The organism is Sinorhizobium psoraleae, assembly GCF_013283645.1.
Lineage (GTDB): Bacteria > Pseudomonadota > Alphaproteobacteria > Rhizobiales > Rhizobiaceae > Sinorhizobium > Sinorhizobium psoraleae.
This window is the reverse complement of record NZ_JABEKV010000002.1, coordinates 1,190,574-1,212,411: the sequence shown is the minus strand read 5'-3', so window position 1 is coordinate 1,212,411 and position 21,838 is coordinate 1,190,574. Positions and strand designations below refer to the sequence as shown.

At 62.7% G+C, this 21,838-nt stretch carries 23 protein-coding genes; 9 read left to right on the top strand and 14 right to left on the bottom strand.

All coding sequences use genetic code 11. The annotated features are described in order from the left end of the window. Positions 1-6: 6 nt before the first annotated feature. Positions 7-1,005, bottom strand: a complete 999-nt coding sequence (locus ILFOPFJJ_RS14465; RefSeq protein ID WP_173511215.1) for a glycosyltransferase — start codon at positions 1,003-1,005, stop codon at positions 7-9. A 261-nt stretch (positions 1,006-1,266) separates the two neighbouring features. Between ILFOPFJJ_RS14465 and ILFOPFJJ_RS14460 the strand changes: the two genes are divergently transcribed. The 3 genes from ILFOPFJJ_RS14460 (at position 1,267) to ILFOPFJJ_RS14450 (ending at position 5,456) form a co-directional block, all read left to right on the top strand. Next, positions 1,267-3,123, top strand: a complete 1,857-nt coding sequence (locus tag ILFOPFJJ_RS14460) for a hypothetical protein (RefSeq protein WP_173511214.1) — start codon at positions 1,267-1,269, stop codon at positions 3,121-3,123. A 77-nt stretch (positions 3,124-3,200) separates the two neighbouring features. After that, positions 3,201-4,799, top strand: a complete 1,599-nt coding sequence (gene xseA, locus ILFOPFJJ_RS14455; protein WP_173511213.1) for an exodeoxyribonuclease VII large subunit — start codon at positions 3,201-3,203, stop codon at positions 4,797-4,799. A gap of 66 nt (positions 4,800-4,865) precedes the next feature. Beyond that, positions 4,866-5,456 carry an NAD(P)H-dependent oxidoreductase gene (locus ILFOPFJJ_RS14450; RefSeq protein ID WP_173511212.1) on the top strand — a complete coding sequence of 197 codons (591 nt, stop codon included), beginning with the start codon at positions 4,866-4,868 and terminating at the stop codon, positions 5,454-5,456. Positions 5,457-5,514: 58 nt separating this feature from the next. On the opposite strand, the gene ILFOPFJJ_RS14445 is transcribed toward ILFOPFJJ_RS14450, so the two are convergent. Then, positions 5,515-6,012, bottom strand: a complete 498-nt coding sequence (locus ILFOPFJJ_RS14445) for a MarR family winged helix-turn-helix transcriptional regulator (RefSeq protein ID WP_173511521.1) — start codon at positions 6,010-6,012, stop codon at positions 5,515-5,517. Positions 6,013-6,150: 138 nt separating this feature from the next. On the opposite strand from ILFOPFJJ_RS14445, the gene ILFOPFJJ_RS14440 reads away from it, so the two are divergent. Next, a complete protein-coding gene (locus ILFOPFJJ_RS14440; RefSeq protein WP_173511211.1) occupies positions 6,151-7,011 on the top strand; it encodes an EamA family transporter in 861 nt (286 codons plus the stop codon). Here the strand turns inward: ILFOPFJJ_RS14440 and ILFOPFJJ_RS14435 are convergent. The 7 genes from ILFOPFJJ_RS14435 to tatA all read right to left on the bottom strand — a co-directional run bounded on the left by ILFOPFJJ_RS14435 (position 6,990) and on the right by tatA (position 12,820). Further along, the gene (locus ILFOPFJJ_RS14435; RefSeq protein WP_173511210.1) at positions 6,990-7,799 is read right to left on the bottom strand and encodes a pyrroline-5-carboxylate reductase family protein; all 810 of its coding nucleotides are present in this window, start codon (positions 7,797-7,799) and stop codon (positions 6,990-6,992) included. The genes ILFOPFJJ_RS14440 and ILFOPFJJ_RS14435 overlap by 22 nt on opposite strands. Beyond that, a complete protein-coding gene (locus tag ILFOPFJJ_RS14430; RefSeq protein ID WP_173511209.1) occupies positions 7,790-9,046 on the bottom strand; it encodes an aminopeptidase in 1,257 nt (418 codons plus the stop codon). Before ILFOPFJJ_RS14430 ends, ILFOPFJJ_RS14435 begins: the two co-directional genes overlap by 10 nt. 280 nt (positions 9,047-9,326) lie before the next feature. Beyond that, complete coding sequence (locus ILFOPFJJ_RS14425) at positions 9,327-10,013, bottom strand: glutathione S-transferase family protein (protein ID WP_173511208.1); 687 nt, start codon at positions 10,011-10,013, stop codon at positions 9,327-9,329. A gap of 87 nt (positions 10,014-10,100) precedes the next feature. Next, a complete protein-coding gene (ybaK, locus tag ILFOPFJJ_RS14420) occupies positions 10,101-10,574 on the bottom strand; it encodes a Cys-tRNA(Pro) deacylase (RefSeq protein ID WP_173511207.1) in 474 nt (157 codons plus the stop codon). A gap of 10 nt (positions 10,575-10,584) precedes the next feature. Continuing rightward, complete coding sequence (locus ILFOPFJJ_RS14415) at positions 10,585-10,935, bottom strand: ArsC family reductase (protein WP_173511206.1); 351 nt, start codon at positions 10,933-10,935, stop codon at positions 10,585-10,587. Between the two features lie 66 nt (positions 10,936-11,001). Next, complete coding sequence (locus ILFOPFJJ_RS14410) at positions 11,002-11,634, bottom strand: YitT family protein (protein ID WP_173511205.1); 633 nt, start codon at positions 11,632-11,634, stop codon at positions 11,002-11,004. A 16-nt stretch (positions 11,635-11,650) separates the two neighbouring features. Beyond that, positions 11,651-12,820, bottom strand: a complete 1,170-nt coding sequence (gene tatA, locus ILFOPFJJ_RS14405) for a tyrosine aminotransferase (protein WP_173511204.1) — start codon at positions 12,818-12,820, stop codon at positions 11,651-11,653. Between the two features lie 219 nt (positions 12,821-13,039). Here tatA and ILFOPFJJ_RS14400 point away from each other — a divergent pair, with 219 nt between their 5' ends. Beyond that, complete coding sequence (locus tag ILFOPFJJ_RS14400) at positions 13,040-13,507, top strand: Lrp/AsnC family transcriptional regulator (protein ID WP_173511203.1); 468 nt, start codon at positions 13,040-13,042, stop codon at positions 13,505-13,507. A 39-nt stretch (positions 13,508-13,546) separates the two neighbouring features. On the opposite strand, the gene ILFOPFJJ_RS14395 is transcribed toward ILFOPFJJ_RS14400, so the two are convergent. From ILFOPFJJ_RS14395 to ILFOPFJJ_RS36225, 3 genes are all read right to left on the bottom strand, one after another. Then, the gene (locus ILFOPFJJ_RS14395) at positions 13,547-14,608 is read right to left on the bottom strand and encodes a succinylglutamate desuccinylase/aspartoacylase family protein (RefSeq protein WP_173511202.1); all 1,062 of its coding nucleotides are present in this window, start codon (positions 14,606-14,608) and stop codon (positions 13,547-13,549) included. Positions 14,609-14,719: 111 nt separating this feature from the next. Further along, positions 14,720-15,283: a 2'-5' RNA ligase family protein gene (locus ILFOPFJJ_RS14390; RefSeq protein WP_173511201.1), complete on the bottom strand. Its 564-nt coding sequence runs from the start codon at positions 15,281-15,283 to the stop codon at positions 14,720-14,722. Between the two features lie 202 nt (positions 15,284-15,485). Then, positions 15,486-16,124 carry a TetR/AcrR family transcriptional regulator gene (locus ILFOPFJJ_RS36225; RefSeq protein ID WP_173511200.1) on the bottom strand — a complete coding sequence of 213 codons (639 nt, stop codon included), beginning with the start codon at positions 16,122-16,124 and terminating at the stop codon, positions 15,486-15,488. A gap of 92 nt (positions 16,125-16,216) precedes the next feature. On the opposite strand from ILFOPFJJ_RS36225, the gene ILFOPFJJ_RS14380 reads away from it, so the two are divergent. The 3 genes from ILFOPFJJ_RS14380 to ILFOPFJJ_RS14370 are packed head-to-tail and all read left to right on the top strand — an operon-like array spanning position 16,217 to position 20,268. After that, positions 16,217-17,272 carry an HlyD family secretion protein gene (locus tag ILFOPFJJ_RS14380; RefSeq protein WP_173511199.1) on the top strand — a complete coding sequence of 352 codons (1,056 nt, stop codon included), beginning with the start codon at positions 16,217-16,219 and terminating at the stop codon, positions 17,270-17,272. A 41-nt stretch (positions 17,273-17,313) separates the two neighbouring features. After that, entirely contained in the window at positions 17,314-18,549 is a 1,236-nt protein-coding gene (locus ILFOPFJJ_RS14375; protein WP_173511198.1) for an adenylate/guanylate cyclase domain-containing protein, read from the top strand. 57 nt (positions 18,550-18,606) lie between these two features. Next, complete coding sequence (locus ILFOPFJJ_RS14370; RefSeq protein WP_173511197.1) at positions 18,607-20,268, top strand: DHA2 family efflux MFS transporter permease subunit; 1,662 nt, start codon at positions 18,607-18,609, stop codon at positions 20,266-20,268. Here the strand turns inward: ILFOPFJJ_RS14370 and ILFOPFJJ_RS14365 are convergent. Together ILFOPFJJ_RS14365 and ILFOPFJJ_RS14360 are read right to left on the bottom strand one after the other, a co-directional pair. Then, positions 20,210-20,575 (bottom strand): nuclear transport factor 2 family protein, encoded by a 366-nt coding sequence (locus ILFOPFJJ_RS14365; protein ID WP_173511196.1) that lies wholly within the window; start codon positions 20,573-20,575, stop codon positions 20,210-20,212. The genes ILFOPFJJ_RS14370 and ILFOPFJJ_RS14365 overlap by 59 nt on opposite strands. A 151-nt stretch (positions 20,576-20,726) precedes the next feature. Beyond that, complete coding sequence (locus ILFOPFJJ_RS14360) at positions 20,727-21,104, bottom strand: nuclear transport factor 2 family protein (protein ID WP_173511195.1); 378 nt, start codon at positions 21,102-21,104, stop codon at positions 20,727-20,729. Positions 21,105-21,175: 71 nt separating this feature from the next. Here ILFOPFJJ_RS14360 and ILFOPFJJ_RS14355 point away from each other — a divergent pair, with 71 nt between their 5' ends. Beyond that, positions 21,176-21,754 carry a TetR/AcrR family transcriptional regulator gene (locus ILFOPFJJ_RS14355; protein WP_173511194.1) on the top strand — a complete coding sequence of 193 codons (579 nt, stop codon included), beginning with the start codon at positions 21,176-21,178 and terminating at the stop codon, positions 21,752-21,754. Positions 21,755-21,838 lie beyond the last annotated feature (84 nt).

Genomic DNA, 21,838 nt, shown 5'->3' with positions numbered 1-21,838 from the left:
TAATAATCAGGCGGCAGCTTTCCTGCCCCGCCGCTTTGGCAGCGCGACAGGTGAGGCTTGCGATTTTTTGCCGCCGTGCGATTTTTGCCGGGCGATCGTCATGTAGTGGATCCGCAACTGCTCCGTTCGAGCGCGCGAGACGGAATCGAGAATGAGGCCGGCAGTAAGCAGCATTATCGCAACCAGGATCAGGGCCATCGAAAAGACCCAGGTCGGCAGGCGCGGCACGAGGCCGGTTTCAAAATATTCGATGAGCACCGGCGCCATGAATATGAGGCTTGCTGTCAGGAACGCCGCGCTGATCAGGCCGAAAAACGCGAAAGGCCGCGTCTCCTTCATCAGCATCGCAAACATCCAGAGGATCTTGGCGCCGTCCTTGAACGTCGAAAGCTTCGAATGCGAGCCCTCGGGCCGCCGACCATAGTCGAGCTCGAGCTCATTGACGGGCAATTTGAGCCGCGATGCGTGCACGGACATTTCCGTTTCGATCTCGAAACCGTTGGAGACGGCAGGAAAACTCTTCACGAAACGGCGCGAAAACGCCCGGTAGCCGGAGAATATATCGCTGAAATCGGTGCCGAAGATCGAACGATAGAGACGATTGAAGATGCGGTTGCCGAAGGCGTGGCCCTGACGTCCAGCTTCCACGCGGATATGCCTGCGGGTTCCGACAACCATGTCCGCCTGCTCGGTCAGGAGCGTGCGAATGAGGTCTTCGGCATCGGCGGGCGAATAGGTGCCGTCCCCATCGGCCATGACGTAGATGTCGGCATCGATATCGGCGAACATCCGGCGGACGACATGGCCCTTGCCCTGGCGGCGCTCGCGCACGACCGTAGCTCCGGCGAGCATCGCCTGCAGGGCGGTCCCGTCGATCGAATTGTTGTCATAGACATAGATGTGCGCGGAAGGCAGCGCCGCCCTGAAATCGCGTACGACCTGACCGATCGTCGATGCCTCGTTGTAGCAAGGCAGGAGGACGGCAATGTCTAGCTGATCGGACATGGGTCGCTGATCCGGTGGCGGGAACTGACGCGATCCTACACGCGGTGCGGTTAACAAGACGCTATGCGTGTCGGAGCTTCGAGACGATCCGGCAGCGCCGGCTTTACGCTTTCTTGATCGGCGCCCGCTAGAATCGCGGCGTATTTCAAGCAGAACCCGTGACGCGGTTCTTCGCAATCAATTTGATCGATCATGCAGCGCTGCTGGGACCGGTTTCCATCCAAAACGCTGCCGTGATCCCGGCGGCGGGTAGACAGTCCGATGGCAGAGACAGTTGGGACATCACTTGCGTCGCATGAGCACGCCGGCGCAAAGCACTCTCCTTTCTGGTCGCGACTGCCGGCGATGGTATTCGCCTACTCCCTGCCGGTGATCGCTTTTCTCATCGTCAAGATGTTGCTCGCCGAAGACTATGTGGGCCGCGACAACGACGACGTAATGCGACTTGTCCAAGTTCACGACCTGCTGGCCGGTCAAAGCTGGTTCGACCTCACCCAGACGAGGCTCGGCCTTGATGGCGGCACGTTGATGCACTGGTCACGTCTCATCGATCTGCCGCTCGCGGCGATCATTTCCCTTTTCGAACCGTTTGCAGGTGCCGAGCGAGCAGAAATGATCGCCTTGGCGATCTGGCCGCTCCTGCTGGTCATACCATTGCTTGCCGCCATGGGTTTGGCAGGCTGGCGGATAGGTGGACCGCAATGCATGCATTTCTGCCTCGGATTCGCGGCGATCTTCGTTGCCACCAGCAACCGCTTTCTGGCGGGTGCGATCGATCACCACAATGTCCAGCTCGTTCTGGTCGCGACAATGGTGGCAATGTTGGTCGATCAGCGATACAGGGCGACAAACTTCGCGATCGCCGGTGCTGCCGCTGCCTTGGCAGTCGCCATCGGCGTCGAGACGACACCCTTCGTTGCGGTCATATGCCTCGTCGTCGCCGTCATATGGGCGTGGGAGGGGCAGGTGTTTGCTGCCGCGGCCGCCGCTTTCGGCGCGACTCTGGCTGCAACCGTCAGCGCTGCTTTCTTTCTGACCGTATCGCCGCATCTCTATCGCGCGGTGACCTGCGATAGCCTCTCGATCGCATTCTACGCCCTGTCGGCGACGGGCGGCGTCTTGCTCGCCGGCGCAGCGCTCGTTGCAAGCCGTCTTCAGCGACCCGCGCGATTTGCGGTTCTCTCCTTCAACGGCGTCGTGATCGCGGGCGTGCTTCTGGGTCTTGCGCCGGAGTGTCTGCGAAATCCGCTTGCCGATCTCGATCCGTTGCTCCGCGAGCTGTGGCTGGATCGCGTCACCGAAGCGCGATCGTTCCTGTTCATCGCCGAGTCAGATCCGGCCAACCTTGGCACCTTCTATGCTGCAGGGCTTCTTGCCGTAGGACTTTGCTTATGGCGCATCTGGCGAGGCGAACGCACCGGCCTGTCCCTCATCCTGCTGGCGGTGGTTCTCGTCAATTGGGGCATTGCGCTGATGCAGGTTCGTGCAGCCGTCTTTGCAAACCTGCTTTCGATTTTGCCGATTTCGCTTCTGCTCGTCGATCTAAGGTCGAAATCGATGCGGGAAGCAGGAGCTCCATTGGCATCCGTGATCTATCTCACCGCTGCGCTCGTTTCCGTTCCCGCTGTGTGGGCGGTCGCGGGTGAGCTGGCGGTTAACGGTGTGGTCCAACTGGCGGGCAATGCCACCGGCGGGCCGAAGGGTGCGGGGCATTGCTATTCGTCGGCGGCTATGGCGGATCTGCAGAAGATCGAACCCGCGACCCTTGTTGTCGATCCGTCGAACATGGGCGCTTCGATCCTGCGGTTCACCGAACATCGCGCCTTGAGCGCGCCCTATCACAGAAATCCGCAAGGCATGTTGGCGGAACTCCGGATCGGATTGGCGACGCCGGATGAGGCGGCGCGGATGCTGAAGGCATTGGGCGACCCCTTGCTGGCCTTCTGTGCCGACGATCCGCAGACGCGGATGATCACAAAACGGGCGCCCGAGGGGCTTTATGGTCGTCTCGTCTCGGGGGACGTACCGGATTTCCTTGAGCCATTGCCGGTCACGGCGGGAACGGGCGTGAAACTCTTCCGGCTCAAGGCGGATGTTCTACCGCAAGTCGCAGAATAATCCGCGATTGACAGAAAAATGGTAGATAGCGGCGAGCGGCTGCTGATCTTCGGGGCGCCGTCGGTTACAAAGGTCGCATGAACTCGTTCTTCGATTCCGCTTCGCCGTCCAATCTCGCCGAATATTCGGTCTCGGAACTTTCCGGCTCGATCAAACGCACGGTCGAGCAGGCGTTCGATCAGGTTCGCGTGCGCGGCGAGATTTCCGGCTATCGCGGTCCGCACTCTTCGGGCCACGCCTATTTTTCGCTGAAGGATGATCGCGCCCGTATAGACGCGGTCATTTGGAAAGGCGCGTTCTCGCGGCTGAAGTTCCGCCCGGAAGAGGGCATGGAGGTCATCGCGACCGGCAAGGTCACGACCTTCCCAGGCTCGTCCAAATATCAGATCGTCATCGAATCGTTAGAGCCGGCGGGCGCCGGCGCGCTTATGGCGCTCATCGACGAGCGCAAGCGCAAGCTTGCCGCCGAAGGTCTGTTCGACGCCGGGCGCAAGCGGCCGCTGCCCTTCATGCCGAAGGTGATCGGCGTGGTGACGTCGCCGACCGGCGCCGTCATCCGCGACATTCTCCACCGCATTGCGGATCGCTTCCCCGTCCATGTCGTCGTCTGGCCGGTGCGCGTTCAGGGCGACGGCTCCGGTGACGAAGTGGCGGCAGCCATTCAGGGTTTCAACGCGCTGGCGATCGGCGGACCGATCCCGCGCCCGGACGTGCTGATCGTCGCCCGCGGCGGCGGCAGTCTCGAGGACCTCTGGAGTTTCAACGACGAGGTCGTCGTGCGCGCCGTGGCGGCGTCCGATATCCCGCTGATCTCGGCCGTCGGTCACGAGACCGACTGGACCCTGATCGACTATGCCGCCGATCACCGGGCGCCGACGCCGACCGGTGCCGCCGAAATGGCCGTGCCGGTGAAGGCGGACCTCGAAGCGGAGGTGTCGGCGCTGTCGGCGCGACTGAAGGCGGCGGTCGCACGACAGATGGAGAACCGCCGGCAGGAGCTGCGCTCGCTTGCCCGCGCGCTGCCTTCGCTCGATCAGTTGCTGGCGCTGCCGCGCCGTCGTTTCGACGAGGCATCGGCGGGCCTTGGCCGTGGCCTGCAAATGAACACCACCAACAAGCGCCGTGCCTTCGAGCGCACCGCCGCGCATCTCCGGTCGGATCTCTTGACGACGAGGATCAGCGATCGTCGCCGGCATCTCTCGGAGGCGATCAACCGGGCCGAACGGATCGTCGAGCGCCAGGTCCATCGTGGCCAGTCGCGTGTCTCCGCCGCCGACGCTTCGCTTCGCGCCCTGCCGTCGCGGCTCATCGGACAGATCCACCGCGCGTCGGATCGCGTCGCAGGCTTTCGCGCACGGTCTGACGCCGCTATCGCCGGCGAGATGCGGAGGCTGAAGGGCGTGCTCGTCGCGCAGGACCGCGTGCTGCAATCGCTGTCCTATCGCAACGTGCTCAAGCGCGGCTTCGCGCTGGTGCGCGATGGGGCGGGCCGGCCGGTGAAAGAGGCCGCAGCGGTCGAGCCCGGTATGGCGCTCTCGCTGGAATTCGTCGATGGCAGCGTGTCGGCGGTCGCAGGCGAGGGCGGCGCGCCCCCTTCGCCGCAAGAGCCGAAGAAGCGTTCGCCACGGTCGCCTCAGCCTGCTTCCGGGCCGCCCAAGCAGGGCAGCCTGTTTTGAGCGGGTTGGGAAGAAGTGCCCGCGGTTTTGTGACCGCATCCCGCCGCAGCTATTGGATCGATGCCGATGCATATCCTGATGGTGCTCGCCCATCCGCTCGAGGACAGCTTTGCGGCAAGCGTCGCGCGCGTGGCCAGGAAAGCGCTTGAGGGCAGGGGCCACACGGTCGACCTGCTCGACCTCTATCGCGAGGGCTTCGACCCGCGCCTGACTGTTACGGAGCGCGGCAGCTATTTCCACGAGCACTATGATGCCTCGGATGTCTCGGCGTGGATCGCGCGGATCAAGGCGGCGGACGGGCTGGTGCTCGTGTTTCCGCAATGGTGGTTCAATTTCCCGGCAATCCTCAAGGGCTTCTTCGATCGCGTCTTCGCACCCGGCGTCGCCTTCGATCATGATCCGGCGGGCGGGAGGATTGTCCCGCGGCTCGGCAATATCAAGCTGTTCTGGGCGCTGACCAGCACCGGTTCACCCTGGTGGGTCGTGCATCTTTACATGGGCAATCCGGTGAAACGACTGCTCAAGCGCGGCATCGCCGCCTTCTGCGGCAAGAGTCTCGACTTCCGCATGATCAGCATGCACGACATGGACCGGGCGACGCAGGCGAAGCGCCAGCGCCATCTCGAACGCGTACGCGCTTTGGTGAGCCGGATCTAGAGCAGGATGAGAAGAAGTGCGCGCGGTTTTTCGGCCGCATCCCGCTCCGGAGGTGATTTCATTCGAATGTCGCCAGGAATTTCCGGAGCAGCCCGTTGAGCGCTTCCCGTTCTGCGGGCTCAAGACCGGCGACCAGGCGCTGCTGATTGGTGACATGGGCCGCCGCCGCTGCGTCAATACGTTTCAGGCCCTCCGGCGTGAGCGCGATGATCACGCCGCGCCGGTCTTCCGGATTGTCGAGCCGCTCGACGAGGCCGGCCTTCTCGAGTTGGTCGATACGATTGGTCATCGTGCCCGAGGTGACCATGGTTGCCGCAAGTAGTTCGCCGGGGGAAAGCTGAAAGGGGGGGCCAGAGCGCCGGAGCGTCGCCAACACGTCGAAGCTCGCCGATGTCAGGCCGTGATCGCTGAAGATCTTTTCCTGCTCCCCCGCAACATGCGCCCTAACCCGCGCCAGGCGACCGAGAAGACCCATCGCCGAAACGTCTAGCTCCGGCCGCTCCCGGCGCCACTGCGCCAGGATCTTGTCCACGTGGTCCTTATCGAGCTCTTCCATATCGATCCGCAACAGCGAGGCAGCGCCGAACCTTTTCCGCCCAGTCATATCCGCTCTAATCTCCAGATATCTTGACGTCAAGATAATTGCGGCTAAAATGGCGATATCTTGACGTGAAGATACTTGAGATAAAGAGACATGAACACGCGCAGCTTCGACATCGGCCTCACGGCCGTAGCACCGGCCATCTGGGGAAGCACCTATCTGGTCACCACGGAATTCCTGCCATCCGGCTACCCGCTGACGGTTGCGATGCTCAGGGCTCTGCCGGCGGGACTCATTCTTTTGCTCATCGTCCGGCAAATGCCGAAGAGGAACTGGTGGCTGCGCAGCTTCGTACTCGGCGCGCTCAACTTCTCCTTTTTCCAGGCGATGCTGTTCGTCTCGGCCTACCGTCTTCCCGGTGGCGTCGCCGCGACCGTCGGCGCCATCCAACCACTGATCGTCGTCGTGCTCTCCCGCGTGGTGATCGGCTCGCCGATCAAGGTGCTGAGCGTCGTCGCCGGTGTCGCCGGCATGGCCGGCGTTGCCCTTCTGGTGCTGACCCCCGGGGCCGCGCTCGATCCGATCGGGATCGTCGCCGGGCTCGCCGGCGCCGTTTCGATGGCTTTCGGCACGGTGCTCAGCCGTCACTGGGCGCCCCCAGTCTCGCCGCTGACCTTTACTGCCTGGCAACTCGCGGCAGGCGGCTTGCTGCTGGTTCCCGCGGTGCTTCTTTTGGAACCATCCTTGCCGCCGTTAAGTGTCGCGAATGTCGCCGGTTTCGCCTATCTCGGCCTGATCGGCGCCGCCTTCACCTATCTTCTGTGGTTTCGCGGGCTCTCGCGGCTTGAGCCGTCAGCAGTTGCGCCGCTCGGCTTCCTCAGTCCGGTCGTGGCGATCCTGCTCGGCTGGGGCGTGCTCGACCAGCAACTGACAGTCGCCCAATCGGCCGGGATCGCCGTCGTGCTCGCGAGTGTATGGCTCAGCCAGCGGGCTCAGGTGGTTCGGCGTGCGTGACCAGCGGCGGCGCGTTCCGCCGCGGCTCTCAGCCCTTTGGCAATGGGCGTGCGGATATCCGCTGCGGCCATGGTCTCGAGCCCGGCGGCGGTCGTTCCGGCATAGCTGACGAAGGTCTCGACAATTTCGGCCGGGGTTTGCTCGGCCTCGGCAAGAAGCGTGCTGCCGCCGAGAAAGAGCCGCCGGACGGCCCTTTCCGCCGTTGCGGGCGCTATGCCGCCGTCGGCGACCGCGCCGCGGATCATCGCATCGGCGAAGGCGGCGAGAAAGGCAGGGCCGGATCCCGTCAGCGCCGTGAAATAGTTCAGCTCCGCCTCGCTGCCTACGCGCAGGGCCTCTCCCGAGGAGGCGAAGAACCGCTCGGTGAAGAGGCAGTCTTCGGCGGTTGCGTCCTGGCTTGCAAACCAGGGTGTGAAGGAAAGTCTTTTCTCCGCGCAGGCATTGGGCATGGCGCGGATCACGCGCCTCGTCCGGAAGCGTGAGGCAAGTTCGGCGCTGGTCACCATCGCCATCACCGAAATGACGAGCTTGCCGGAGAGGTCGAGGCGGATTGCATCGAGGTCCTGAGGCCTGACCGAAAGAAGCACGATGTCGGCCGCAGCGGCCAGCGCGGCATTATCGTTTGTAAAATGAACGCCCGGCCAGGCTTCGAAACCCTCCGCCCTGCCGCTGCGCGAGGAAATGACAAGCGCATCCTCCTGAACGACGCCGTCCGCAAGCACTGGGCGAAGCAGTGCTCCGCCCAGCCAGCCGGCGCCGCCGATGACGCCGAGTGTCGTCAAGCCCACTCGCCCTTCCGCATGACCGGCACGCGGCTGCCGTCCGCCCGTACGCCGTCGATATCGATCTTGTCCGAACCGATCATCCAGTCGATGTGGATCAGGCTCGAATTGCCGCCCTGCGCCCGGATCTGTTCCTGATTGAGGTTGGCGCCATCGAGGAAGCACTTCGAGTAGCATTGGCCGAGCGCGATGTGGCAGGAGGCGTTCTCATCGAAGAGCGTGTTGTAGAAGAGGATGCCGCTCGCCGAGATCGGCGAGGAATGCGGCACCAGCGCCACTTCGCCGAGCCGGCGGGCGCCCTCGTCGGTGTCTAGAACCTTCTTCAGCACTTCCTCGCCGCGCGAAGCCTTGGCTTCGACGATCCGTCCGCCCTCGAACCGCACCTGGATATTGTCGATCAGCGTGCCTTGGTGCGATAGAGGCTTCGTGCTCGATACATGACCTTCGACGCGCAGCGCATGCGGCGTCGTGAACACCTCTTCGGTCGGGATGTTCGGGTTGCAGGTGATGCCGTTCTTGGCGGTCGAGGCGCCGCCATGCCACTCGTGGCCATCCGCAAGCCCGACGGTGAGATCCGTGCCCGGGCCGGTGAAATGCAGCGCGGCAAAGCGTTCGCCGTTCAGCCATGCGGAGCGCCTGTTGAGGTTGGCATTGTGCTCCTTCCAGGCTGCGATCGGATCATCGACGTCTACGCGCGAGGCCGCGAAGATCGCGTTTGCCAGCTTTTCGACGGCTACCGTTTCGGGATCGTCCGGAAACATTTGCTTCGCCCAGGCCGGGTTCGGATAGGAGACGATGTTCCAGTTGATGTCGAAGTTGGAGATCTTTTCGAGCGCCGGCTTGTAGGCGATGGAGTTCGCCTTGTTCGCCCGGGCGACCTTCGCCGGATCCTGCGCCGAAAGCATCATCGGGTTGTCGCCGGCAATGGCGAGCCGCGCGGCGCCGCCGGCATAGGCCTTGGCCATGCCTTCGTAAAGCCAGTCGCTTGCGCGATCGAAGCTCTCGTCCGGCGCATGGGCGTAACGGGCAAGCGTACTTTCCTCATCGGAATAGAACGTCGTCACCAAACCCGCGCCGGCCATATAGGCATGCTTGGTGATGAGGCGCACGAGCGGCAGCGCCGCGATCGGCGCGGTCACCACCAGGTCCTGGCCCCTCTGGAGCTGCAGGCCGACCTTGACGGCGACCTCCGCGAGCTTTTCGAGCTTCACGGGATCGACGGGATTTCTTGCGGATTGAAGGGGGGCGTTCATCGCGGCTCCTGCTGTCCTCTCGCGCCGTTTCCCAGGACCGGCGGCAATCGCCGGTGGAAACGAGCGCCTGGCTTACGGTTACCGTCGCCGTCTTGCGCGTCCAGGACGCGCGCGATCGAGCGGCGCGCCCGTTTTAGACCGGTTCAGCCGAAAACAGAAGGCTTTTGCCACTGCATGTTTTCTTGGCCGTAGCCGATTTAAGGATAAAACATGCAGCAGTTCAAAGTGCTACAGCATCATTTGCGCGCCTGAAAAGACGCGCGGCGCTGTGATCGCCGCGTCACGCGGCGGTGCGTCCGGACCGGAGAAGCGCCGCTTCGTGCTTCCTGAGGAACTCCATCAGCCGCTGCGGATAGTCGGCGGTCACCGCGGCCTTCACGCTTGCCCGTGCGGCAAGTGCCTTTCTCCACGCGGCGACGCGCGGCAGTCCGTCGAAGATGCCCATGTCCGATATCGTGTCGAACACATCGAAATAGCGGAAGATCGGCGCGAAAACGGCATCGACCAGACTGAAATTGGGGCCCGCAAAAAATGGGCCGTCGCCGAGTTCTGCCTCGATCGTCGCGAATTTAGCCTTGAGCACGCCTCGTTTGGCTTCCAGCGTCTCGGTGTCCTGGGTGGTTTCATAGACCCAGAGATCGGAAAGAATGGCCGAGCCGAACTCCATCCAGCCGCGATGGCGCGCCCGTGTCAGCGGGTCGGCCGGGTGCAGTTTCGGTCCTGGCTGGGTCTCTTCCAGATATTCGCAGATAACCGAGCTTTCGAAGAGGATCGCCTCACTCCCATCCTGGGGAATTCGGAGAAGCGGGACCTTGCCGAGCGGCGAGATTTTCAGAACCCAGTCGGGCTTGTCGGCGAGATCGATATAGACACGTTCGAACGGTACGCCTTTTTCGGAGAGCGCGATCGCGGCGCGCTGAACATAGGGGCAGAGGTGGTGGCTGATCAGGGTCAGTGGCGCGGTCATCGATAATCTCCCTGCTGAGTCATGTAGATGCAATTGCATATATAATGCCCCGCTGGATCCGTCAAGATGTATGCAGTTGCATCTATGTCAGGCAATCAAAGGAGCGACGATCGTCTTCAGCGCCGCCCGCGCGTCCGTCGGTGCAAGCCGCACCTGCAGCCCCCGCTGGCCGCCGTTGATGTAGACCAGCGCTTCGCCAAGCGCTGCTTCCTCGATCGCGGTCGGAACGCTCTTTCTCTGGCCGAAGGGACTGATGCCGCCAACATGATAACCGGTCAAACGCTCGGCCTCGGCGGGCTTCATCATATTCGCCGACTTGCCGCCGAAAGCGGCTGCCAGTTTTTTCATGCTGACTTCCCTGTCGGAAGGCACGATGCAGCAGACCGGCTTGCCGTCCACTTCTGCCATCAGCGTCTTCAGCACACGGGAAGGATCCTCTCCAAGCGCCTCGGCCGCATGAAGGCCGACGCGCTCGGCACCGGGATCGTAGTCGTAGCTGTGCACGGTGAACGAAACGCCGGCTTTTGCGAGCGTCTGAGTGGCGCGGGTCGTCTTGGACATGGCGTACCTCTTAAGCGCCGAAGCGAGCTTCGTAGAGTTCCGGCTTGAAACCGATCAACAGTTTGCCATCGGTATCGAGCACCGGGCGCTTGATCATCGACGGCTGCGTCAGCATCAGCGCAATGGCCTTTTCCGCCGTCATGTCCTGCTTGTCTGCCTCCGGTAGATTGCGGAAGGTCGTGCCCGACCGATTGAGCACCGTCTCCCAACCGAATTCGTCGCACCAGCGCCTGAGATGCGCACGATCGATTCCCTCGGCCTTGTAGTCGTGGAACCTGTAGGCGACGCCGCGGCCTTCGAGCCAGCTGCGTGCCTTCTTCATCGTATCGCAGTTCTTGATGCCGTAGATCGTAACCGTCATTGCCAACTCCAGCGTTATCGGCCAGACACATAGCCCGACACGCTTTGCGAGAAAAGCCGCCGAGCTTCAGGTCACTCCGGCGTAGCGCCCGGGCTTGTGGTTGATCGCGAGTATCATGTTGACGACGGCAGCACCGATGATCGAGAGCAGGAGGTTGGCCGGCGGCAGCACGAAGACAGCGGCCGCAAGGATCGACAGATCGAGGGCAAACTGGAAATAGCCGGCGCGGATTCCCCACTTCTCCTGCAGGTAGATCGCCAGGATATTGATGCCACCGAGACCGGTGCGGTGGCGGAAGAGAACGAGTAACCCCATGCCCATCAACCCGCCGCCGACAACGGCGGCGTAGACCGGATCGATCCGCGCGAACTCCACCCACTGAGCCGTCAGCCGGGAAAAGAGCGAGACGAGGCTGACGGCGAGAAAGGTGCGCAACGCGAACGGCCAGCCAAGCCGCCGGACGGCAAGAACGTAGAAGGGCAGGTTAACGAGCGAGAAGACCAGCCAGAACCCGGCTCCAGTTGCGTATTGCAGCAGCAGGGCGAGGCCGGCGGTACTGCCGGTCAGAAGCACCGCCTTGCTGTAGATCACGACGCCCAGCGAAACGATCAGCGTGCCGGTGACGATCGCGAGCCCATCCTCATAGAGCCTGTGACGTTCCACTGGCGCGTCGATGCCGACCTCTCCCTCGACCTTCATTTCTCCGCCGGCTCCGTCAGAGGCTCGTGAAATTGTGGACGACGCCGGCGACCTCCGCCGTCTTCAGCCCGGCGATATTGATGCGGCCCGACGTCGGCATGTAGATGCCGTGCTCGCTTCTCAGCCGCATGACTTCCGCTTCCGAGAGCGGCAGCATCGAGAACATGCCTTCTTGGTCGGCGATTGCGCCCAGCGCCTGCCAGCGCGTTCTGAGCCCTTCGGCAAGCGCCCGGCGGATGCCCGTCATGCGCAGGCGCATCGCCTCGAGTTCCTCCGCCCAGTCGCGGGCGAGGTCGTCGTCGGCCAGAATTGTGCGCACCACGGCCGCGCCATGGTCTGGCGGCATGGAATAGCTCGTGCGGGCAAGCCCGGCGAGATTGGACCGCACCGTGTCGGCGGAGGCCGGCGAGGCGGTGCGTGCATAGATGGCGCCGGTGCGTTCGCGGTAGAGCCCGAAGGATTTCGAGCAGGAAACGGCAATGAGCGCCTCCGGAACGACGTCCATGAGATGCCGGAGGCCGGCCACGTCCTGATTGAGGCCGCGGCCGAAACCCTGGTAGGCGAGATCGACCAGCGGCAGGAGACCCCGCTGCGCGACGATTGCGGCAATCTCCAGCCATTGCGCCTCGCTCAGCGCTCCGCCGGTCGGGTTATGGCAGCTTGCATGCAGCAGGACGGCGTCGCCGGCCGCCGCGCCCTCAAGCGCACTGACGAGATTGTCGAAGAGCACCGTCTGCGTGGGAATGTCGAAGAAGTCGTATGTTGCCGTTTCGAGACCCGCCGCCTTGAAGATGGCCGCGTGGTTTGGCCAGCTCGGCAGGCCCAACCAGATCCGTTTGCCGCCCAGGCGGTGGATGAGGTCGGCCGCGAGCCGCAATGCGCCCGAGCCGCCAGGCGTCTGCACGCTTGCGATATGGCTCCGTTCCACCGTGTCGCCGCCGACGAGTGTCCAGAGATGATCGAGGAAGAGGGCATCCCCCTCGGGCCCGACATAGGCCTTGGTGTCCTGTGTTTCCAATAGCCGCTTCTCCGCTGCCTTCACGGCCCGGAAGATCGGCGTATGGCCGGTTTCGTCACGATAGACGCCGACACCAAGGTCCACCTTGCCGGGGCGATCGTCCCTTCGGAAGAGGCCGATCAGGGCCAGCAACGGGTCGTCGGGTTGACGGGCGAGAGCATCGAACATGCCAAATTCCCTCTGGTTCTAACGATCGGGAGATAGTTGTTTTAGGCAGGCGGAAAGGCAAGCCGCATGAGCGGCCTGTTGGTTCTCTCTATAAAATGGTCTTGAAGCAAATTCGATGCTATATTTGCTCCTTCTACAGAGATCGCTTGCAGGTTTTTGCGTGAAGGCGGAAAATCCCTCTTCAAGATTGCGTAACTCTGTGGTTGGGGCGAATTGGCGATGGATCGCGGAAAAACGGAGCTGGATGCGATCGATCGGCGGATTATCCGCCTGCTCGTCGAGGACGCATCGAGAAGCAACAACGAACTGGCGGAAAGGGTCGGCCTCTCGCCGGCACCATTGTCACGGCGGCTGGCGCGTCTCTATGCTGCGGGCATCATCCGCCAGACGGTCGTGATCGATCCCAAGGCCGCCGGCATCGGCTTCCAGGCATTCGTCGAAGTGACGCTGGAGCGCACCGCCAGCAAGGTGGGACAGCGTTTCATCGAACTGGTCTCGCGGATGCCGGAAGTGGTCGAATGCCACACGGTTGCCGGCGACTTCGATTTTCTGCTGAAGATCGCCGTGCGGGACGTCGCGGACTACAAGCGCCTGCTCTGGAGCGAGTTCGAGCAGATCGCCGAAATCAAGACGCTTCGTTCGACGATCCTGCTCGATAGTCCGAAAATAAAGACCGCCGCCGTGTGATGCGAGGAAAAACGTCGCGCACTTCTCCTGGAATTGCCCTTAGGCTTCCAGCGTACCGGGCTTGCGAGCCGCGCCCGACGGTTGCCCGCAGGCGATCTTCATGAGGTCGGACCGGCGGCGTGCGAAACGCGCCGAGACGCGGGTGACGACAAGGCCGTTCTGGGGCGCTCTTACCTCGACCGCGCCGTCCGGCATCCCGGGTCTGGCAATGATCGTTGCGACCAGGTCTCCCGCCTTCACGCTTTCTCCGATATCGCGGTGGAACAGGATCGCGCCGGCTTCGGGCGCGCGGATGATCTCGATGTTGTCGAGCGGCGCGACCTTGCCGGCGAAGGCCGGAAGATCAGTGCGCGCGCCGGCGATGACGCCTCGCCCGAGGAGAAACTGCCACACGCCTTCGGCATCCTTCCGGGCAGTTTCCGGATAGACGTCGCGCGTGCCGCGCAGCTCCACCGTCACGGAAAGCCTGCCGGGCAGGGCCGTCTTCTTCCGGCCCTCGGTCTCGTTTTTCCAGGCATGGCACACAGCCTCCTCGAAAGCGGAGCTTTCTCCGTCGGAGAGAAACACGGCCTTCATGTCGAGGGCGGTGGCAAGATCTGCCGCTTCTGGCCAGAAAGCCTCGTCGATATAGGCGTATTGCAGCCCTTCATCATCGCAATGGAGGTCGAGCACCAAGTCGGCGCCGAGTGCCATATGGAGCAGATGCCGCTTCAGCCTGTCCATTGCCGAGTGGCGGTCGAGGTCATCGAGCAGCTTGTCCCGCCCGCCGAGGGAAATCAGCGGGAAATCGCGGTTGAAGTTGGTGCGGGAGCCGAGATCGAAGCGACCTTGCAGTTCGCCGAAATGCGATTGCGCCGAACCGATCGGGTTTGCTTGCGGAACGACGGTGATATCGCCGAGGATCGCGCCGTCGGAATTCGCCTGGCGCAGCTTCTCCAGGAGGAAATGCGAGAGCACCGTGCCCGGCAGTTCGTTGGCGTGAAGCGCCGCCTGGATATAGACCCGGGGGGCTTCGGGCCTGCTGCCCTTGAACCGGAAGACCGGCAGCCGCCATTCGACGCCCGGCGTGTCGCCGGCGATGATGATTTCCGAAATTTCCACTTTGCCTCGTCCTCAAGATTTGGGGCGACGCCCCTACCGGATGTGCTTATGTGCTGCCGGGGCCTGCCGTGCAAGCCAGGATGGCGAGCAGACCTTGACGCGCGCCGCAGATCAGGCGGCGAGCGGCCAACGGCGAAGATGACGGTGACGGCCTCGGCCATAAAGACTGTGCACGAGGACGATATCGCGCACCGTCCAGGTGACGGGCTCGAGGTGGACCTCCGGTACGGCGTAGTCGTCATAGAACAAGGTCAGATGCGGCTCGAACGGTCGGCTGGAGCAATCCAGCGAGCCGATGATCTGCCTGTGAATGGCCTGAAGCGCACCAGCGCCTTCGCGACACCTCATGACGAGCGCGCGACTGCTTCCTGTCCGGAAGCTTGCCGCCCGGTCGAACGTCACGTCAAACGGCGATGCCGAGATCCTGTTGCCGATGCGGCAAGCGGCCGAAACGGCAACCTCCGGCAGGCCGCTGAAGCGACCGAGACCGACAAGTGAAACGTGAAGCCGCTCCGGCGGGTAGAGCCGGCCGGACAGGCCATATTTCTTCTTCAGCCGGCGGCCGGCCTCGACCAGGCGTTCTGCCGCAGCCGGCTCCGGCAGAACCGCAAAATAGAGGAGATCGGTGGCGACCGGTGCCGTCCTTGTATCGAAGCCGAGCGAAAGCTGATCCATCCCGTCCTCCCAAGGGCGTCGAAGCCAGCGGCTGGCGCCCGAACTGCTCTGTGGATATGAATATAATCCTAATCTCCGGGTGCTGCCAAATCCGAAGAAGCGGTAAGTCGAGCGCAGCAGTTCGGCGCCTCGAGCTATGGCCCTATTCTTGGCAGCTAGGCTGTCGCGGGCTGCGCAGAAGGCTTCTTTCGAATCACATCCCTCACGGGCGGTCAGTCTGCTTGTCCTGCCTTGGTCGAACACCGTTCAAAAAGATCTCTACGGCGGAAGCGACTGCCACCCGCGATTCCTCGTCTGACGGCGACGGGCGGATTCCAAGAATGACCTGAAGAAGATTGTCGCGGATCATGCCTACAAAGTGCCCGGCCACGCGGAGGCAATCAGCCGTCCGAATTTCTCCTCGTTGCCTGGCGACTTCAAGGACCTCGGCGAGCCGGGACGTGGCCCGGCCCGGTCCCTGTTCATGGAACGACTTTACGAGATCAGGGAAGCGATTGGTCTCGGTGATGGCAATTCGGTAGATGCCGATCAAGGTTGGCGATTTGTAAAGCTCCATGAGACGCCGACCAAACGCTGTCAACGTCTCCTCCAGGTCGTGCCCTTCGATTTCCTCGATTGCCAAGGTCGACAGCACCTTGTCTGCGTTTTCGGCGACGATGGCCGCGAACAGGCCCTCCTTGTTGCCGAACTCATTGTAGATGTTGCGCTTCGATCCGCCGGCACGCTCGATGATCGCGTCGATGCTTGTCGCCGCGTAACCTTGTTCGAAAAAGACCTCGGCGGCCGCTTGAAGAAGGATCTCTCGGCGACGTTTCGTACGCCCTGACTTTGCTGCAACCACGGCCTTCTAGCCTCTCATCAAAATCCACCCTCTTGACTGGTAACGTCCGTTACCATATGTGTCAATGGTAACGCACATTACCGGAGGGCGTCGTGGCGCAGATCAACAGGAAAAAGATCATCGGCTTGCTGCTGTGCCTCGGCGCCGTAATAGTCGTGGCTGCCGGATGGGCTCAGGCTCGCTCGAGCGGCGAAATCTCGACAGATAACGCTTACGTTCGCGGGGACGTGACCTCGCTCGCCCCAAAGGTAGCGGGCTACGTCACGGCCGTGGAGGTCGAGGACAACCAAACCGTCCGGGCGGGTGACATCCTGTTCCGGATCGACGATCGAGACTACCGCGCGCGGCTTGCGCAAGCAGTGGCCAATGTCGAAGCTGCCCAAGCTCGCCTCACCAATGTCGATGCGGAGACAGAGCTTCAGCATACCCTCGTTCGACAGGCTGAGGCCCAGAGACGTTCCGCCGTGGCCGAGATGAACCTCGCGATCAAAGCCTACGACCGCCGCCGCGAGCTTATCCGCAGCAATACAATCAGCCAGGCCCACGTCGATGAAAGTGATGCGGCACGATCGAGAGCCGAGGCGGGCGTGGCGGCCGCCTCGGCAACGGTCGAGGCTCAGCAGCAACGCATCGCCGTCCTTGCCGCTCAGCGCGAAGCTGCCGTTGCCGCCGTGGCGCAGGCACAGGCCGCGCGCGATCTGGCCCAAATCGATCTCGATAGCACCGTCGTCCGTGCGCCTGTCGGCGGCGTTGTCGGCAACCGCCAGGTCCGCATCGGCCGGCTTGTCGCGCCAGGGGCTTCCTTGCTCGACATCGTTCCGGTCAACTCTGTGTGGATCGTGGCGAATTTCAAGGAAACCCAGCTCGAACATATCCGGTCCGGTCAGCGCGTCCGCATCACCGTCGACGGCTACCCGAACGATAGGCTTGAAGGCGTGGTTGACAGCTTTGCGCCCGGCAGTGGCTCTGCCTTCAGCCTGCTCCCCGCAGACAATGCAACAGGAAACTTCGTTCGCGTCGTCCAGCGCGTTCCGGTGAAGATCCGGTTTGCCAGCAATCCGTTGGCCGGCCGGCTCGTGCCCGGCTTGTCCGCGCGTGTCGAGGTCGATCGAGAAAGCGGCTTTGCGACGACGAAATCGCCAAGCTAATTGCTCGTGACGGCGGCGTGTTGAGGGAAAGAGACGGAACGATGATCGCAGAATGCGGCAGATCCGGATCGCCGCCCGGTGCTAGCGGCGGCTCCATTAGTACGGCGGCCACGATCGAACTGATCGAATGGCTGGTAGGGGATGAATGCCACGAACTTGACGACGCGGGTCTCGCAGCAGGGTTCGGACGGCGCCTCCGAGCGGCCGGTTTACCAATCGACCGGCTGACGCTCAATTTGAGAACGCTGCACCCGGAAATTCTCGGCCGCAGCGTGGCCTGGGCACCCAACGAAGCCGTGGAGGTTCGGGACAGGGAGCACGGCACCGAAATTTCGCCGGGCTTCGCAGGCAGCCCGCTCCGTCGCGTCATGGAGACGCGCAAGCCAGTGATCGTGCGTCTCGATGGCTCCATCGACCCAGCATGGGTCCATACGGACCTCTTTCACGGACGCGGTCTCATCGAATTCGTCATCGTCCCGCTGTGCAACGCCGATGGCCTGGTCAGTGCCGCAACCTTCTCGACGACATGCCCGATCGGCTTTGCCCCGTCAGAGCTGGCTGCGTTGGACCGGATCGTTCCAGCTCTGCGCAATGCCTGCGAGCTGCGCACTCTCAGGAGAGTCGAGTTGACTCTGCTCGATACCTATGTTGGCGCGACGACAGCGCGGCGCGTGATGGCGGGCCGCATCCGCCGTGGCGAAGTCGAAACGCTTGAGGCCGGATTGATGCTCTGTGATCTGCGTGGCTTCACGGAGCTGTCTAACCGATTGCCCGCAGAGCGGGTGCTCGAACTTCTCAACGCCTACTTCGATCGCGTCGTGCCGGCAATTGCCGATGCGGGCGGTGAGGTGATCAAGTTCATGGGCGATGCGGCGCTCGCCTTTTTTCATCGCGATAGTCCCGCCGCGTCCTGCTCTGCCGCCTTGCAGGGCTCACTAAGTGCGTTGGAAGGCTTGGGTCGGTTCGCGGCACCCGATGCTGAACTCCATGCCGGCATCGCGCTGCACTACGGAGAGGTCGGTTACGGCAACATAGGCTCGGGCCGGCGGCTAGATTTCACGGTGATAGGGCCCGACGTCAATCTGGTGAGCCGGATTCAGGCCGTATGCAGCGCGACCAGCCGTCCACTCCTGATGTCCAAGCGATTTGCGATGCTCCTCAATCCCGGAACGGCGATTACGGCTGGCCGGTATGCACTCACGGGATTTGTCGAGCCGGCGGAACTCTATTCGCTCGCTGGCAGCTTTGCTCAACGGTGGACTCCAAATGGGACGTAAGAAGGCCAGCCTCCAATATGCCGAAGTGCATGTCGAGATTGATCGAGGGAGTGGCTCATGACCACAGCCATCGCCACTGCGCCGAGCCGCGACAGACCAGCGACAGGAGCGCTTCTCGTCGCCGGCATAGTGCTTGCCACGCTGACGGAGGCGATCGCCAGCACCGTGCTTTCGCTCGGCCGCGGCGATATCATCGGCGACACCTATGCAACGCCAGATGAGTTCGCCTGGCTGGATATCGGATACACCGCGCTCAAGCTCATCGGATTCATGGCCGCCCCCTTGCTGATGAACCGTGTCAATCCGCTGAACCTGATCATCGGCTCAACGCTCATCATGGGCATGACGTGCGGCATTGCCGCCGTCACGGCTCGGCTGGACCTGCTGATTGCGCTTCGACTTGTTCAGGGTTTCTCCGGCGGCATCCTGCTTGTCGGCGGCCAGGCGACCATTTTTTTCGCCTATCCGCGATCCCGCCAACCGATCCTTCAAGCCCTGTTTGCCATGGGGTCGGTTGTCGCCCCGGCGACAATCGCCCCGGCCCTTCAGGGGTGGTTGCTCGATAGCCAGTCCTGGACATGGATCTTCTTCAGCATTGTTCCGGTGGCCTTGGCGGCCGCGGGAGTTCTGCTGATTGCGGACAGCCCGATGTTTGCCAAGGCCGCGCAACGTCCGTTTGATTGGATCGGCTTCTCGCTGATCTCCGTCGCGCTTTTCTGCCTCACCTATGTCTTCAGCCAGGGCAGCCGATGGGACTGGTTCGAGGAACCGCGCATTCTGTGGCCGACCGTGGTCGGTGCAGCCGCGCTGCTGGCATTTCTCGCCCAGCAGGTACTGGCCAAGGGCCAAGGTCTGCTCGACTTCACCCTGTTCAAATCGGAGGATTTCTGCTTCGCCTTCGTCGTCAGTTTCGTCGCCGGCGCCGCTTTGTTCGGGAGCGCGTTCCTGATCCCGTCGTTTGCCGTGTCCGTCCTCGCGTTCACGCCCACCGACGCCGGCCAACTGCTGTTGCCAAGTGGCGCGCTTTTTATCGGCTCGCTCCTCGTTGCGGCCTTTCTCGTGCAGGTCCGCCGCGTCCCTCCAGTCGCCACGGTGCCCTTCGGAATCCTGATGATCATGGCTGCGATGTGGATGCTGTCCGGATCGACCAGCGAAAGCGGCGCGGACGACATGATGGCAGCGATCCTGTTGCGCGGCTTCGGTCTTGGATTCCTGTTTCTATCGATCACGCTGATCGCCTTCAGCAACCTCAACAGCCGAAATCTCGCCTCCGGGATAGGTCTCTTCAATACGGGTCGTCAGCTTGGTGGTCTTATCGGGGTCGCCGCACTCCAGACACTGATCGACCATAACGTCGCCGCCAATGTCGCGGTCCTTGGAGCCAACGTCACTGCCGGAGGCCCCGCGGTCGGCGAGCGGCTGACGAAGACGGCAGCCATGCTCGCGGCGCGAGGGTTGGACGCCGCGGCCGCCGGCCGAGCAGCAACGAGCCTGCTCGGCAGGGTCGTCACAGGCCAGTCCACCGTGATCGCGTTCGACACCGCGTTCAACGCAGTCGCCCTGCTCTTCGTCATCGCCGCGCCTGTGCTGGTCGCCATCAAGATCGGACTCTCCCGATATGCGAAAGTGCGCGCTGCGCGGCGCTTGCGTCCCTCGATCCCTATGGTCCCTTTACATATCCCTGTGCTTCGACGATCTTTCCGTCCCGAACGCGCATGACGTTGACGCCTCGAACCCGGTCAGCTTCGCGCTCGCTCCAGCGGAGCTGCCAGCGGATGATCCCGCGGTCCTCGCAGGCCCAAATCTCCTCCGCTTCAAAAGCAAGGTCCGCGGAGGATGCGATTCCCTTCCAGAAGTTGAGGCATGCCTCACGTCCTTCGTAACGCGCTCCATCCGGAGCGGGCGCCGTATTCTCGAGAGCGCAGCCCTCGCCAATCAGGTCGTCGAGGTCTTCGGGGCGGTGCGCCTCAAAGGCGCTGTTGAAGCGTTCCATGATTTCGCGGGTGACTTTGCTATCAGCGGTCATTTTCCCACCACATTGAGCCATGGTGCCGCCGTTGATCCCGAGCGTGTGGCCGGTGATGAACGAGGCTCCGGTTGAACAAAAGAAAGACGGTGCTTGCAACTCACACTTGCCTTGTCATCCGTGCCGCGGATGACGCAGCCACATGCAGCGGTCACTCAGGCAGGGGAGCCGACTGACCGGGTGTTTTGGCATAAGCCAAAGCCTCCACGATCCGGCCGTTATGGACACGGATCAGGCTGACGCCGCGGATCGAGCCACCGTCGCCGAAATGGAAGCGCCAGCGGATGTTGGCGCGGTCGCCCATCACAAAGGTGTCTTCCACCTCGAAGTGGTTGACGCGGTCGGCCGCCATGCCCTGCCAGAACGCCAGATTCACATCGTAGCCTTCGTAGCGGGTGCCTTCCGGCGCCGGCTGGATCGACTCCATGACGCAATCCGGCGCGACCAGGTCTTCGAGGAGCGCAGGATTGTGCTCCTGAAACGCCTGGTTAAACCGGCGGATGATTTCGGATGTTTCTCTCGATCGCATGATGCCCTCCTATATACAGACAGGTCTGTCTTCTTCTTGTAATATACAGACCTGTCTGTTAGAGGCAAGCGATGAAAGAAAAAAAGTCTCATAGCCGCCCTGACGATAGTCCCGCGCGTCGCCGCTTGCTCGACACAGCGACCCGGCTTTTTTACGAGGGGGGCATCCATGCCGTGGGCATCGACCGCATTATTGCGGAGGCCGGCGTGGCAAAGGCGACGTTCTACAAGCATTTTCCGTCGAAGGAAGAACTCGTCGTCGCCTATATCGAGGAGCAGGACAGGCTCGGGCGGGCAGCAGTGGCAGCGCTGCCGAAGCAGCCTCCACGGGAAATGATCGCGGCTATCATGGGGCGCATCAGCGAGGCCGTGGTCGCGGGGGGCTGGCGGGGGTGTCCGTTCCTCAACGCGGCGGCGGAATATCCAGACCCGACCAGCCCTGTGCGGCAGGCGATTGATGCGCGCCGCTCATGGTATCACGACAGCCTCCGCGACCTTCTTGCCGCGGATGGCGATCCAGTTCCTTCGGTCACGGCCTCCCTCCTCGTCGCCGTATCGGACGGCTTGCTGGAAAGCGCCTATCTGGATGATCCCGAAAGCATCCCCGCCCTTGTCCGCGAGGCGGTGGCCCGACTGCTGAACCGCCGTTGAGTCGCAGTCCGGCTATAAAACTTTTCGACGGTTGAGGTGCAGAGCGCGAATGGCTGCTTCCCGATGAGGGATCGCGAAAAGCCG